This window comes from Neptuniibacter sp. UBA6509 (assembly GCA_002435145.1).
Taxonomy (GTDB): domain Bacteria; phylum Pseudomonadota; class Gammaproteobacteria; order Pseudomonadales; family Balneatricaceae; genus Neptuniibacter.
Genome location: DJLT01000010.1, coordinates 18,036 through 31,978, shown reverse-complemented (window position 1 = coordinate 31,978; position 13,943 = coordinate 18,036). Strand labels below are relative to the sequence as shown.

Here is a 13,943-nt window from a genome sequence, read left to right as displayed (position 1 = left end):
CCCCTAACTATGGGACAGCAGTGGGCACTAGGCCTCCCTTTTTTAATCGTATTCAAACTATGCCGTTGCTTTTTCCACCGGCATAGGTAGTTCGGGTAGGCCTGAAGCAATAAGGTTTATATTTTGCTGTAGCAGGGTTTGAGCCCGTTCGTTATCGCCTAGATGGCGTAGTAAGCGAGCTAGTTCTGCTAATGTTTCAGAGCTGGGTGCTAACTCTAAGCTATGCTCAAAATGTTTTACGGCTTGTCCCCAATGCTGGTTGCGCATTGATAAACGGCCTAAAGTTAACAATAGGGCAGGGCTGTCATCATGGGATTTTAACCAACCGCGGGCAGTATCCAGTTGTTTCTTTGGATTTTCGCCGCTAAGTCGCCCATAGATGTTAACTAGTTTTTCATCCCAATTGCGCTTGATTAGATCGCGCAGATTTTTCTCAGCATGATCTTCGGCACCAAGGGATACTAATAATTCAGTGTAGTGCTGAACTAAGTCGCCGTTGCGGGTTTGATCTTTTGCAAGGCTGCTCCAAGCTTTATCTAATGCTTTGAGTCGGTCTTCTTCGCTGGTTTCTACAGGTAGTGTCGAGATGCTTTCATCAAGCAGTTGACTAGAGCACTGGTGATTAAGTTGCTCTAATTCATCATCTTTAAGTACATGATGTTTGCGTAGTAATGGAATGAGTTTAGACAGTGCTTGCCAGTCATTTAAGCGGACATAAATATCTTTAAGCAGGCGCATCACATAAGTGTTTTTTGGTGCTAATGTGCGTAGGCGAAGCAACGTAGCTAAACAAGGTTCTAATTGACCGCGTGATAGCTGTATCTCAGCTTGAGAGATGGCAACAGTCACTTCTGCTTCAGGCGTAGTGTTACGCGCTTTTTGTAGCAGCTCATCTGTTGCTTGCTCATTATTTTGTTCATGAGCGGCACGAGCTGCTGCTAGGTAGTTAACCATCGGAAGATCGGAGCGTTCAGCGGCTTGTGCAAGCTGCTTTTGTGCTTGTGCCCAGTTCCCTTCAGATAGAGACGTAAGACCTTTGAGTGTTTTTCTACGGCTTATCAGCTGATTACGGCTATCTTTCCAGGCTTTTAGCTTAGTAGTGGGTAGCTTAGTGTGTGTCACTAGATTGATAACCCAATGCGTCACGATAAAAACAATCAGTAGTGCTACGAGTAGAACCCATAGGCTTGTTTCAATCGTGGTTTGGTTATAAGCGATTAGGACGTAACCTGAATCCTTAATCATTAACTCGCCAACAAAAGCACCGGCGCCAAGGATAACTAGAAGTAAAAGGAACAATATCTTCATTAGGAGGCTCCTTGTTCCTTAAGTTTAGTCATCTGGGTTAGATAGCCCTTTAGGGTGCGTAATGAGCCAGAAATATCAGGTATTTCAGCCGTAACTTTTACGCTTTGTAGTTCTTCGATACTACGAAGCAAGCTTTGGGTTGTTCCATCTTTCGGCTCAAAATAGGTGCCTACCCAGCCGTGCGCTTTTGCAAGACTGGCATCAAAAGAGGCTTGTTTACGCTGAAGCAAGGCAAGCTGAGCTTGTTCAAGCATTAAGTGTAAATTCTGCTGTAGGTAATAGGATTGTTCAGGTGAAAGAAGCGGCTCGATCGGTTCATCACGGTGCTGAATAACAACCAGCTTGTCGAGTTTATCAACCGCTTTACCCCAAGATGCTTCCAGCCCGGCAGTCCATGATTCTGACACAACATCAGGCGTCACTTCTTCAAGTAGATCCGGTAATTTATGCTGTTCTGAAATTGGGATAAGCCTTAGATTCGGGACTTGGTTGTTTAGTGCGCCCAGTTTTAAAAATACACCTTCAGTATCCAAAGCGGGTACAGCTTCAAGTGCTGCGATATCGGCTGCAAGTGCTTTGCGTACTTCGTAGATCGAAACATCATCGGTTTCTTGGAGTATCTTATCGGCGGACTTAAGCAGCTTAATTGCGCCATCAGCTGTTTGTTCCATTAGCACGCGTTGATTTGCTAGGCGAAGTAGGTATTCCACTTCAGCTAAAAGCCAATCTTTGCGTGATGTCTTTTGCTGTGCGGTAACTTGCTTAATACTTTTTGTTAGACGTTTTTGAAGTTCGTCAATATTGTTTTTGTCTGCTTGGCTTTGTGCTTGCAGCTGACCAAGCTTTTGGTTCATTGATGCAATGGTTTGATCTAGTGAACCGCGTGCCTCGTTAAGCGATGAGCTAATCTCAGACTTAATAGCGGCATTGTTTTGTTCAACACTGCTGCTTTGTTGTAATGATAACCAATAGAGGTAACCCGCAGCACCTAGGGCAATAATCGAGATGGGTAGGGCTAATTTGCCTGGCCATGTGGCGCGTTGTTTCTCTTTTGCTGCAGGTTCTGGTGAATCTGGCTCTACTTCGGGAGCCGCATTTTTTTCAGAAGGATCTGATGTCTCAGGTGTTTCTTTTGATGCCGTTATCTCTTCGGCATTTTCTTTTGAGTCCACCTGCTCGGTGCTTTCTTCGACCGATGGTTCATCCGTACCCTGTTCAATCACATCTGTTACATCATTGTTGGATGCTGCAGTGTTGTCTTCCTGTGGCTTTTTTTTCTTGTCGCTCATCTGTCGATTTCCGCAAAAGTCAGTTACTGTAGCAAGGCATTGATCATAGATTGATCATCAGGGCCTGCTGCTGTGGTTATTCTTGTGAAGCCAGCTAATTCAGCATCTTGTTTAATTCGTTCACTTGGCACAACAAGATGGCAGTTTAATAGTGAATCTGTGCTGAATTTTTTTTCTTGATCACTCGCAATTTGCATAAGGTTATTTAAACCCTCGCTGCTGGTGATTAAAATGGCATCCAGAGGTTGAGCGTACAGCGTCTTAACAATCTCTTCCTCTGAGTATTCAGGCCGTTCTCGACGGTAGAGTTCAGCATAGCTAACCTCAGCGCCTCGTGCACGTAGTTCTACAGCCAATTTTTCTCGGCCGCCCTCTCCACGCATAATAAGCATCTTCTCGTCTACAATATCTTGTAGCAGTTCAGAAGAAAGTAGTGCTTCAGAATCGTACCCTAGTCGGCTGTGATAGGCATCTATACCATAGTTGTTTAATGTGGCAGCGCTTTGTTTACCAATGGCAAGCCAATCTATACCTGTGGGGAGCTGAGGCCAGTATTGATCGATCCAGTCGTAGCCGATATGAACCGCATTCGGGCTCACAAAAATGATCTTTTGAAAAAGGTCTAAATCCAAAATATGCTGTTTTAGCAGATGAAACCCAGAGTCTTTTTCAGTGATAGGTACGATGTTGAGTAGCGGAAAGGCAATAGGCTCCGCGCCTTGAGCGCGGAGTGATTGTAGAAGGTTCTCAGCCTGATGTTGTGGTCGGGTGACGAGTACATTCAGGCTATTTAAGGTTTTATTTATCATCTGCTGCGTTATAAACGGCATCCAAAATTTCTTTTGCGCCGGCGGTTAATAACCTGTCCGCTAATTTAATGCCCATTGCTTCCGCATCAGCAGGGCTACCTGTTTCTTCGTCCCTTAAAATCAGTGTGCCATCAGGTTTTGCTACAAGCCCACGTAAGTAAAGCTCGCTGTTATCTTCATTCAGCGTGGCGTAACAGGCAATGGGTACTTGGCAACCGCCTTCTAAACGGCGATTCATTGCGCGCTCTGCTGTTACACGCCAAGCGGTTTCTTGATCATGCAGTGGTTTGAGTAGCTCGCGTAACTCGTTATCATCTGTGCGACACTCAATACCTACGGCACCTTGCCCTCCTGCGGGTAGGCTAAAATCGACTGAGATCTCAGAACGAATGCGTTCTGGCATTTTTAGGCGGATTAGACCGGCTGATGCAAGGATGATGGCATCGTAATCACCCTCATCCAGTTTACGTAAGCGGGTATTAACATTACCGCGTAGCCATTTGATTTTTAAATCGGGGCGTTTTTCACGAATCTGAGCTTCACGTCGTAAAGATGATGTGCCTACGACAGCGCCTTGGGGTAGTTCATCAATACTATTGTAGGTATTAGAAACAAATGCGTCCGTTGGTTGTTCCCGTGGGCAGATCACTGCTAGGCCTAAGCCTTGTGGGAACTCCATAGGGACATCTTTCATCGAGTGAACAGCGATATCCGCTTCGCCTGCAAGCATGGCTTCTTCTAGTTCCTTAACGAACAGACCCTTGCCTCCGACTTTTGCTAGAGGTGCATCTAGGATTTTGTCACCTTTGGAAACCATACCAAGTAATTCTACATTGATGTCGGCATGGTGACGTTCTAGCTCAGCCTTAACATATTCGGCCTGCCAAAGTGCAAGGGGGCTTTTACGGGTGGCAATACGGATTGTTCTACTCATAAAATTTGTCTCTAATACGACATTTGGGATATTTGAGGTCGATTGTAGCAGATTGGCGTGTACGATATAGCCACGTGAGGTCAAAGGTCGTGATATAATATTGCGCAAATTTATAGAGCCGGCCTGAGTTTGGTCGGAGCGCAACTGAGTAATTAGAGGTTTTCCCATGAGTGATAAAACCAACCAGCAGTGGGGTGGTCGTTTTAATGAGCCAACTGATGCATTTGTAGCACGTTTCACCGCATCGGTAGAGTTTGATCAGCGTATGTATCTGCAGGATATTCGCGGTTCTATTGCGCATGCGAAAATGTTGACGCAGGCGGGTGTTCTGACTGAAGCTGAACGTGATGATATTATTCGCGGCTTGGGTGAAATTCGTGTTGAAATTGAACGTGGTGAGTTTGAATGGTCTATAGAGCTAGAAGATGTACATATGAACATCGAAGCTGCATTGACTGCGAAAATAGGTATTACGGGTAAAAAGCTGCATACAGGTCGTTCACGTAATGATCAGGTTGCTACTGATATTCGTTTATATCTGCGTGATGAGATCGATCATATCTTAGCTGAGATTACACGTTTACAGCAGGGTATGTTGGCATTGGCTGAGGCCGAAGCTGATACGATTATGCCTGGTTTTACGCACCTTCAAACTGCACAGCCGGTCACGTTTGGCCATCACATTTTGGCGTGGTTTGAAATGTTGATGCGTGATTACGGTCGTTTCGTCGATTGTCGTGAGCGCGCTAATATCATGCCATTAGGTGCGGCGGCTCTTGCGGGTACAACTTACCCAATTCAGCGTGATTACACATGCGAACTGCTTGAGTTTAATGCGCCAGCAGAAAATTCACTTGATGCTGTATCGGATCGTGATTTTGCAATTGAGTTCTGTTCTGCTTCAAGCATCTTGTTGATGCATATGACGCGTATGTCTGAAGAACTTGTACTGTGGACTTCGGCTCAGTTTGATTTTATCAATCTTCCTGATCGTTTCTGTACTGGTTCATCCATTATGCCGCAGAAGAAAAACCCGGATGTGCCTGAATTGGTTCGTGGTAAGTCAGGTCGTGTCTACGGTCACTTGATGAGTTTGCTAACGCTAATGAAGTCTCAGCCGTTGGCATACAACAAAGATAACCAAGAAGATAAAGAGCCATTATTCGATACAATTGATACGGTTAAAGGCTGCTTGCGTGCCTTTGCTGATATGGTGCCTGCACTCGAATCTAAAAAAGAAAGCATGCGTGAAGCGGCGCTTCGAGGCTTCTCAACGGCCACTGATTTGGCTGACTACTTAGTACGTAAAGGTATGCCTTTCCGTGACGCACATGAGGTAGTAGGTAAGTCTGTTGCTTATGGTATCGAACAGAATAAAGACTTAGGTGAGATGAGCTTGGAAGAGCTTGTGCAGTTCTCAGATACAATCGAACAAGATGTGTTTGATGTATTAAGTCTAGAAGGTTCTGTCGCTGCTCGTGACCATATTGGTGGTACGGCTCCGAACCAAGTACGTGCAGCGGTTAAGCGTGGTCAGGAAAAGTTAGACCAACGCGGCTAGCACCTGCTTTGTAATGTAAGTTACCTAAATCGAAAACGCACTTTAGTCAGTGCGTTTTTTTATGCCTTTTAAATCTTCTTGGGCGTTGCGTCAGCCATTATTGTACGGTTTCGACCTGAATGTTTTGCCGCATAAAGCGCTTTATCGGCGGCTTGGTAAGCAGCGTCAAAGCTAATGCCATTGTTAGGTGAGGTCGCTAGGCCAATTGATATAGAGTTTTCTTTTGCCTCTGGGAAGCGCGCTGCGACTTCGCGCTCATATTGTATGCGGATATGCTCAGCCTTTTGATAGCCTTGTTCACTGGGGTGGTGAGGTAGAAGGATTAGGAACTCCTCTCCTCCATATCGACAGACAATATCATTATTGTCGCGCTCATCTGTCATGACTTTCGCGAGTAGCTGTAACACATCATCGCCGGTTTTATGTCCGAATTTATCATTCACTTTTTTAAAGTGATCGATATCGATCATTAATATACTAATAGGGCTATTGGTAAAATCGGTAAAGACTTTTTCCGCTTGTTCTTCTAAAAATCGGCGGTTGTATAGGCCCGTTAATACGTCGTGTGTAGCTTGATGTTGTAGTTTGTCTTTTAGGTGATTAATTTCAGCAATAGTTGTTTGTAATGAGTGTTGTAATCACGTACTTGGTGTTCTAGTTTTTTTGTTCAGTGATATCTGTTGATATGCCAAAGAGTCCGCAGCATTGCCCAAATCGATCATAGAGTGGTTTCTTGGCGGATAGGTAGTGCTTATATTGCTTCAGAGAGGGGATGTAATTTATCTCTTCTGCTTCAACTGTTTGTTCATCAACAATAACAGGCTTGTCCACTTCTTGGAGATGCTTACCTGTTTCATCACCAAAAAATGCCAGATCGTTATTGCCAATGACTTCTTCTATGGGTTTACCAAAGAGCTCACAGACTTGCTGATTGGCATAGGTGTAGTTGTAGTTAAGATCTTTGCAATAAACATAAGCGCCCAAGTTATCCACAATGCTAAAGAAATTGTGTAGGGCTTCTTCAGAAGGGGTGGCGATACTGATATGAAGTGCTAAAAAAGTTGATGTGTCATCTGTTATCGGCGAGGGAGTAAAGACTAAATGTCGCTGGTTATGGAAAGCATTAATGGGGCTTGTCTTGATTTCACTAAGTAATCGGGTGCGTATGATTTGAGCCCACAATGTTGATGTTTCAAGTGAACTCATCTCCAGGTCAAGTAATTTACATGCCGGTTCGTTAATTGAAACCAGTGAAACGTCTTCCTGGTCAATCAGAATATAAGCTTCGTTGAGTTGAGCAAATAACGAACTAATTTGCATCATCGATGCCTTGGTGACAAAAGGGTATGACGAGCTCGCAGAAAATTACTTGTACATTTAGCAGAGAATAAATGTAGATGCCATTATCGCGCTAATAGCACCTACGGTGTTGTTAAGCATTAAATGTAATGTCGACCATTAAGTCGTTGGCAATAGCTTCTATGGATTCCTGCAGTGCATCAAGATCCAGTTCCGCGCATGCGAGTAATTCTGCTTCAGCTTTGAATAATAGTTCAGCTGACATAGAACCGGAAACAAGTTCAGTGCTAAGCCTTTCGACGTTAACATGATGTTGAGCCAGTGCCCGTGAGATATCACGAACAATGCCCGGTTTGTCATGGCCGACCAATTCAAGCGTAAAGCTTTGTGTGGGTTTTGTCGCTTCGGGAGAATCCGATCGCTCTGCGGTAACCTTTAAACCTTGTGCTTCTAACGCTGATAATGCGTTAATAAGTGCGTCAGCTTTGTCTTGAGGTACTTCAGTGATGAGGATGCCGGCAAATTTTCCAGCTAAACGAGACATGCCTGATTCCAGCCAGTTACCACCATTTTCAGTAATGGTTTGTGCTAGCATCTCTACTAGACCAGGTTTGTCTGGGCCGATGACGGTTAATACCAGTGATGTCATCATAATTAAACTCCACCCTTAATTGTTTATTTTATAAAGCCACTATAACACCATGTTTGAAATTATCAGTGCCTTATGGCCTGTTTTTGCGTTGATACTACTCGGCTATGTCGCAAGGAGGACTCGTTTCCCAGGCGAGGATTTTTGGCGCCAGGCTGAAAAAGCGACTTACTACATTCTTTTTCCAATATTACTAGTTTCTCGTTTGGCAACTACTGATATGTCGGTGGTTGATTTGCAGGCGATGGGTGGGAGTGTATTTCTTTTGGTTCTCGCTGGGAGTCTAATCACTTTTTGCGTTAAGCCGTTTACTGCGTATGACGCTGCTAGTTTTACATCTGTTTATCAGGGATCGATACGCTTTAATGTGTATGTTGGATTGGCTGCTTCTGCGACGTTGTATGGTGAGCTTGGCGTTGCGGTTGGGGCTGTTTTGATGGCTTTAATGATCCCTCTTCTTAATCTCTGCTGTGTCTTGGTGTTTTCCTTTTTTACTAATAAAAGTGGCGGCTTTAGCTCTATCTACTTAGCCATTATCAAAAACCCCCTTATCATCGGAAGTCTACTGGGGCTTACATTGAATCAAACGGGTCTAGGTTTTCCTAATGTCATTGAGCCTGTTGCTGAACTTTTAAGCCGTATGGCATTACCGCTAGGTTTGTTATCTGTCGGGGCGGGTTTAAGCTTTCGGGTACTCATGCGAAGTGGGAGCGCTATCTGCATTTCCTCAACAATCAAACTGATTTTGATGCCTTTGATCGCATTTTTTATCTGTATTGGCTTAGGGTTAACGCCTGAAGGTTCACAGGTGGTTTGGCTGTATGCGGCGCTACCGACGGCGACCTCATCTTATATACTTGCCCGACAGTTAGGCGGAGATGCTCCCATGATGGCTGCAATTGTTACTGGGCAGACCCTGCTTTCTATGATTTCCATACCTTTTATGCTGATATTTCTTTATTTCTTGCAAAAATCATTATAAATCATGGGTTAATTGGAACTTTATGCGTTTATGCATTAAAATATAGACGTAACTGGCCGATAGTTTACTTAGACGATAATTTCATAAAACTTGCAAATTATCTGAAATATGAAAAACTACGCGCCGGTCATTAGATAAACGGGCGTTTGTTTAATGTTGTGAAAAGTTGAAGGCAAAGTAATGAAAAAAGGTCCAGATCTCGTATTGGTATTGGTTGTTGTATTTGTGCTTGGGTCAGTAATGACAGGTGTATCTCATGCCGATTTCCAACTTGCATCTATTTTTGAGCAAGTATTTAATAGCTAAACCTTAGCCCTTCATGGGTAGGATTTAGTATCTGTGACAATTGATGTTAGAGGGATATCCCAGCTCTCTACAGGTAACTCTTCTACTCTCTGAATATCGTGTGCCAACCCTATAAGCGCCGGCCCATTTATCCCTTTCTTTAAGCTTTTAAAGCTGAATGTACGGTCGTAATAACCTCCCCCCATACCCATTCTATTGCCGTTTTGATCGAAAGCGACAAGAGGCAGTAATACTAAATTTAAAGACCATGCGGTTCTGCATAGTGAGGGGATGAGCTTTGGTTCTTTAATTCCGTAGATATTACGTATCATGGGGCTTTGAGGCGTGTAAGGTATAAACCATAGCCTATTATGTAAAACTGGATGTAGTACAGGAAGATATACTTTCTTCCCCAGTTTCCAGCAGAGCTTGATCAATGGTTCAGGACTAATTTCGCCATCATTCGGAAGGTAGAGAGCGATATGCTTAGCGTTGCGGAAATCCGCTCTGTTACGGATATTGCCCAGTAAATTGAGCGCCGCTTGCTTTTGTTGATGCGGTTTCAATGAGCGTCTGAGGGTACGTATTTTTTTGCGAAGCTGTGTACGTTTATTCATTGAAATGTAGAAGATCCCCAAGGTGCCGGCGTCGATTATGGCCCTGAACCCGAAGGTTCAAGGAGGGGGTCGCTGAGTAACGTTAGGCTTTCCGGTAATCGGACATGCACACCAGAAACTACGAGCAACCTCCAAAAGTGTGATTATCGGCTCGAGGGACGTAACCAACTACCAAACACCCCAGGGCATGTAATGCATTATACGCCTTCTGCGGAATCTGTCAGGTCTTGAAATAAAATTAATTTATGCTAGATGAAAGGTTAACTGTTTGTATTTTAAGCAAATAGTCGCTAGTTGAAATAATTTCAAGTAAAGATCTAGTTGGAGGGCGAATCCTGAGAGGGCTCTTTGCCTTGTAGAGCAGAATCTATTTTGTGACCTAGGTGCCTTAAGCGTTGCTCTACATCGCTGTTGGTTTCCTGACGGGATTGTAGGAGTTCATGAGCTAAATTTAGTGCCGCCATGACAGCGATGCGCTCTAAACCAAGCACTTTTCCAGATTTGCGGATCTCGCGCATTTTTTCGCCTAGCAGGTCTGCGGATGCAAGTAGTTCAGCTTCAGCATCTGCAGGGCAGTTAAAACTGAACTCTTTATCAAGCAAGTTGATTGATACCGTTTGGGATTCAGCTTGGCTCATTTGTTTTGCTCCAGCGCTTTTAGTCGCATTATCATCGCTTTTATTTTGTTCTGCGTTTGCTCATTGATCTGAGTGAGTTGCGCGCGCTCCTCCTTCAATAATTGCTCGCGTTCGCGCAATTGAAGGTTTTCTTCTTCTAAATGCGTGCAGCGCTCAAGAATTTGATCAATTTTTTGTTCTAGGGCGTTAAAATAATGCTCGTTCATGCAGAATCGAGACTCCTAAATCTTCGTGATAAAACCTACTTTTGCCTTAATTGCGACATTTTACATAGAAGCGTAGGTCTATTCTTCTCTGCAGGACTATAATTCAGCCTCTGCCTAAGGGTCAATGACGCTGCAGTGGTTTAGCGGAAATGCTAGGATTAAGCGCATAATATTATTGATGGATCTGAATTCATGTCTTTAGAAAATGTACCTGTAGATTTGCCTGATTTTGAGCTAGTTGCCAACATGTTTGTTGAGGAGGGGATTCGGATAGCCTCTCCAGCTGAACTTCATGGGTTAATCTCAGGCCATCTGGCTGCCGGTGCCCGGTTTAAGCCAGCTATGTTACTGCAAACTGCCTGTGAGCTGATGGATACGGAATCACTCTCTAATGAAAGTAGTAAAGAGGTTTTGTCTAACCTTTATGCTGCTACCTGTGATTCATTGGAAAGCCTAGATTTAGATTTTGAAATGTTATTGCCGGATGATGAAAATGAAATCTCTCAGCGTGCAGAATCTTTAGGTCGTTGGTGCCAAAGCTTTTTAAGTGGGTTTGGTTTGTATGGTAAGCATACCGATGCTTCATTATCTTCAGAGGCTAAAGAAACTCTGAATGATTTAGGTCAAATTGCACAGATCTCGGCTGAACTTGAAGAGATGGATGAAAACGAATCCGATCTGATGGAAGTACAAGAGTATGTGAGAATGGCTGTATTGATGCTATTTACTGAATGTAATAAAGCGATCGATGATAAGGCAAAAGAGTTTGCAAAAGCTAAACCGGATAATAATAGGCTGCACTAAATGAAAATTAGCTTGGATCAGTTTGTCGAACGCAGAAAAGAGCTTATGGCAAAAATGCTGCCTAACAGTATTGCCATTATTCCTTCTGCGTCTATGAAACAGCGTAATAGTGATGTGGAATATGCTTTTCGGCAAGACAGTAATTTTTATTACTTAACCGGTTTCAATGAGCCGGATGCCGTTTTGCTGCTAATGCCGGGTCGTCTTGCTGGTGAATCGGTTCTCTTCTGTCGTAAACGTGACAAGCTAATGGAAATTTGGAATGGTTATCGCTCCGGCCCTGAGGGTGTCGTGGCTGACTATGCGATGGATGAAGGCCATTGTATCGACGAGGTTGATGAGCTTTTGCCTGAACTACTCAATGGGATGTCTAGAATTTATTATTCCATTGGTCAAGATGAGGCGTTAGATCAGCAAGTTAGACAGTGGCTGAATTCTATACGCAGTAAAGTCCGTCAGGGCGCTGTAGCTCCCTCTGAATTGGTTATGTTGGATCAACTGCTGAATGAGATGCGCTTGATTAAAACCGATGCTGAGAAAGAGATGATGCGTCAGGCCGGAGATATCTCGGCGCAGGGCCATGTAAAAGCAATGCAGCTGTGTAAGCCGGGAATGATGGAATATCAGCTAGAAGCGGAAATATTGCATCACTTTACGATGCAGGGCTGCAGGCAGCCTGCATACTCCTCCATTGTCGGCGGAGGTGAAAATGCATGTGTACTTCATTATATCGAGAATGACAAAACACTTAATGACGGTGATTTAGTCTTGATTGATGCCGGTTGTGAGCTAGATCATTATGCGGGTGATATTACGCGGACGTTCCCCGTTAATGGTCGTTTCAGTGAAGAGCAAAAAGCCCTATATCAACTGGTCTTAGATGCGCAAAAAGCCTGTATTGCTATCGCTAAACCTGGAACATTGTGGGAAGCGGTGCATGAAGAATCGGTTAAAGTTCTGACCCAAGGGTTAATTGATTTAGGTCTGCTAACGGGATCGTTAGAAGATGAAATTACCGCAGGCGGATATCGTGATTTTTATATGCATCGCATAGGTCATTGGCTCGGCATGGATGTGCATGATGTAGGCGACTATAAAGTGGATGGGGAGTGGCGACCTCTACAACCAGGCATGGTGATGACGGTTGAACCGGGTTTATATATAGCGCCTGATAATGAAGCCGTGGACGCGCGTTGGAGAGGAATTGGTATTCGGATTGAAGATGACGTTCTGATTACTGAAACAGGGTGTGAAATTTTAACCGCTTCAGTACCTAAAGAGATTGAAGAGATTGAAGCGCTAATGGCCTCTTAATGAAACAGCACTACGATATTGTAATTATTGGCGGCGGCATGGTGGGAGCTAGTTTAGCTTGCTCCCTATTGGCCTCTGCTGACGCTCTTGATATGAATATTGCGGTTGTGGAGAGTTTTCCTCTCCCCGAGCAGAGCGAACTCTCCTTTCAGCCGAGTTACGATGCCCGTGCAACGGCATTAGGGTATGGCAGTCGTTCAATATACGAGATGCTAGGTATTTGGGACAAATTGAGTCAGCACGTTTCACCGATAAAAGATATCCATGTGTCTGACCGTGGCCATTTTGGTGTGACTCGCCTGAATGCTGAGCAGGAGGGTGTTCCTGCGTTAGGTTATGTTGTCGAAAATCAATGGTTGGGTCGTGTTCTACTGGATCACATACAGCAAGCCAATACTTCAAGAATAGATTTCATATGCCCTGCTGAAGTCACCGAAGTGCATTATGGCGCCGATCAGATGGGCGTTACGCTTAAGCAAGGTGAAACGCTTTCAGAGATCGGTTGTGAATTGGTGGTAATGGCCGATGGTGGCCGTTCGTCACTACGTCAAGATATGGGAATTAGCTATACCGAAACTGCTTACGAACAACACGCGGTTATAACCAATGTGAGCACGGACCGTCCACATAATAATCTTGCATATGAACGGTTTACCGATAATGGCCCTATGGCGCTTTTGCCTTTAGAAAATGAAGCTGGGTATTACCGTAGCGCGTTAGTATGGACGGTTCCTAATGAAGATGTTAACGCGTTATTAGCTTTGGATGATGACGCGTTTATTCAGCGTTTACATGAGCGTTTTGGGTATCGTGCGGGTAATTTTATTAAGGTCGGTAAGCGTCATTCTTATCCATTAAAATTAACAGTAGCAAATGAACAAGTTCGACGTGGTTTGGTTGTTTTAGGAAATGCTGCGCATTCCCTTCATCCTATCGCGGGTCAGGGATATAACCTTGCTTTAAGGGGCGTGGTGGCGCTTGCAGCCAAGCTTATCGAATCTAGAAAGCAGGGTGTTAACTTAGGTGATCTATCTCTACTGCAGAGTTTCTATGAACAGCAGAGCTCGGATCAAGATCAGACAATCGCTTTTAGTGACTACACCATGAAGCTCTTTTCTAATCGTAATCCTTTGTTATCGGTGGGACGAAATACAGGTTTACAGTTATTGGATCTTTGCGGACCCGCTAAAACAGTATTTGCGCGTAGTGCTATGGGGCTTGATATGCCTTTGCCTAGCTTGAAGTAAA

The 13,943-nt window shown here is 44.1% G+C and carries 16 protein-coding genes and 1 other RNA gene; 6 read left to right on the top strand and 11 right to left on the bottom strand.

What is annotated here, in order from left to right; all coding sequences use genetic code 11:
* Positions 1 to 57: 57 nt before the first annotated feature.
* The 4 genes from B4K11_RS01595 to hemC are packed head-to-tail and all read right to left on the bottom strand — an operon-like array spanning position 58 to position 4,340.
* On the bottom strand, positions 58 to 1,308 hold the full coding sequence (locus B4K11_RS01595) for a heme biosynthesis HemY N-terminal domain-containing protein (protein WP_292950579.1): 1,251 nt from the start codon (positions 1,306 to 1,308) through the stop codon (positions 58 to 60).
* Positions 1,308 to 2,597, bottom strand: coding sequence for a uroporphyrinogen-III C-methyltransferase (locus B4K11_RS01590; RefSeq protein ID WP_292950578.1), 1,290 nt, complete (start codon positions 2,595 to 2,597; stop codon positions 1,308 to 1,310). Before B4K11_RS01590 ends, B4K11_RS01595 begins: the two co-directional genes overlap by 1 nt.
* 23 nt (positions 2,598 to 2,620) lie before the next feature.
* Positions 2,621 to 3,427: a uroporphyrinogen-III synthase gene (locus tag B4K11_RS01585; RefSeq protein WP_292950577.1), complete on the bottom strand. Its 807-nt coding sequence runs from the start codon at positions 3,425 to 3,427 to the stop codon at positions 2,621 to 2,623.
* Complete coding sequence (hemC, locus tag B4K11_RS01580) at positions 3,396 to 4,340, bottom strand: hydroxymethylbilane synthase (protein ID WP_292950576.1); 945 nt, start codon at positions 4,338 to 4,340, stop codon at positions 3,396 to 3,398. Before hemC ends, B4K11_RS01585 begins: the two co-directional genes overlap by 32 nt.
* Before the next feature lie 166 nt (positions 4,341 to 4,506).
* On the opposite strand from hemC, the gene argH reads away from it, so the two are divergent.
* Entirely contained in the window at positions 4,507 to 5,901 is a 1,395-nt protein-coding gene (argH, locus tag B4K11_RS01575; protein WP_292950575.1) for an argininosuccinate lyase, read from the top strand.
* A 68-nt stretch (positions 5,902 to 5,969) separates the two neighbouring features.
* Here the strand turns inward: argH and B4K11_RS01570 are convergent, their stop codons facing one another.
* The 3 genes from B4K11_RS01570 to B4K11_RS01560 form a co-directional block, all read right to left on the bottom strand.
* Positions 5,970 to 6,506, bottom strand: coding sequence for a GGDEF domain-containing protein (locus tag B4K11_RS01570; protein ID WP_292950580.1), 537 nt, complete (start codon positions 6,504 to 6,506; stop codon positions 5,970 to 5,972).
* A gap of 49 nt (positions 6,507 to 6,555) precedes the next feature.
* Positions 6,556 to 7,224 (bottom strand): PAS domain-containing protein, encoded by a 669-nt coding sequence (locus B4K11_RS01565; RefSeq protein WP_292950574.1) that lies wholly within the window; start codon positions 7,222 to 7,224, stop codon positions 6,556 to 6,558.
* A 109-nt stretch (positions 7,225 to 7,333) separates the two neighbouring features.
* The gene (locus B4K11_RS01560; RefSeq protein ID WP_292950573.1) at positions 7,334 to 7,852 is read right to left on the bottom strand and encodes a glycine cleavage system protein R; all 519 of its coding nucleotides are present in this window, start codon (positions 7,850 to 7,852) and stop codon (positions 7,334 to 7,336) included.
* A gap of 49 nt (positions 7,853 to 7,901) precedes the next feature.
* Between B4K11_RS01560 and B4K11_RS01555 the strand changes: the two genes are divergently transcribed.
* Complete coding sequence (locus B4K11_RS01555) at positions 7,902 to 8,831, top strand: AEC family transporter (RefSeq protein WP_292950572.1); 930 nt, start codon at positions 7,902 to 7,904, stop codon at positions 8,829 to 8,831.
* 180 nt (positions 8,832 to 9,011) lie between these two features.
* Positions 9,012 to 9,137, top strand: a complete 126-nt coding sequence (locus tag B4K11_RS01550) for a hypothetical protein (protein ID WP_292950571.1) — start codon at positions 9,012 to 9,014, stop codon at positions 9,135 to 9,137.
* Between the two features lie 11 nt (positions 9,138 to 9,148).
* Here B4K11_RS01550 and B4K11_RS01545 read toward each other — a convergent pair whose 3' ends face one another.
* The 4 genes from B4K11_RS01545 to B4K11_RS01530 all read right to left on the bottom strand — a co-directional run bounded on the left by B4K11_RS01545 (position 9,149) and on the right by B4K11_RS01530 (position 10,577).
* The gene (locus B4K11_RS01545) at positions 9,149 to 9,733 is read right to left on the bottom strand and encodes a 5-formyltetrahydrofolate cyclo-ligase (protein WP_292950570.1); all 585 of its coding nucleotides are present in this window, start codon (positions 9,731 to 9,733) and stop codon (positions 9,149 to 9,151) included.
* 10 nt (positions 9,734 to 9,743) lie between these two features.
* A non-coding RNA gene (gene ssrS / locus B4K11_RS01540) (6S RNA) lies at positions 9,744 to 9,923 on the bottom strand.
* A 127-nt stretch (positions 9,924 to 10,050) separates the two neighbouring features.
* Positions 10,051 to 10,371 (bottom strand): cell division protein ZapA, encoded by a 321-nt coding sequence (locus B4K11_RS01535; RefSeq protein WP_292950569.1) that lies wholly within the window; start codon positions 10,369 to 10,371, stop codon positions 10,051 to 10,053.
* Entirely contained in the window at positions 10,368 to 10,577 is a 210-nt protein-coding gene (locus B4K11_RS01530; protein ID WP_292950568.1) for a TIGR02449 family protein, read from the bottom strand. The genes B4K11_RS01535 and B4K11_RS01530 overlap by 4 nt, the downstream gene beginning before the upstream one ends.
* A gap of 192 nt (positions 10,578 to 10,769) precedes the next feature.
* Between B4K11_RS01530 and B4K11_RS01525 the strand changes: the two genes are divergently transcribed.
* Genes B4K11_RS01525 through ubiH form a run of 3 tightly spaced genes read left to right on the top strand, consistent with a single transcriptional unit; the run spans position 10,770 to position 13,942 of the window.
* Positions 10,770 to 11,381 carry a UPF0149 family protein gene (locus B4K11_RS01525; protein WP_292950567.1) on the top strand — a complete coding sequence of 204 codons (612 nt, stop codon included), beginning with the start codon at positions 10,770 to 10,772 and terminating at the stop codon, positions 11,379 to 11,381.
* Positions 11,382 to 12,695 (top strand): Xaa-Pro aminopeptidase, encoded by a 1,314-nt coding sequence (pepP, locus tag B4K11_RS01520; protein WP_292950566.1) that lies wholly within the window; start codon positions 11,382 to 11,384, stop codon positions 12,693 to 12,695.
* A complete protein-coding gene (gene ubiH / locus B4K11_RS01515) occupies positions 12,695 to 13,942 on the top strand; it encodes a 2-octaprenyl-6-methoxyphenyl hydroxylase (RefSeq protein WP_292950565.1) in 1,248 nt (415 codons plus the stop codon). The genes pepP and ubiH overlap by 1 nt, the downstream gene beginning before the upstream one ends.
* Position 13,943 lies beyond the last annotated feature (1 nt).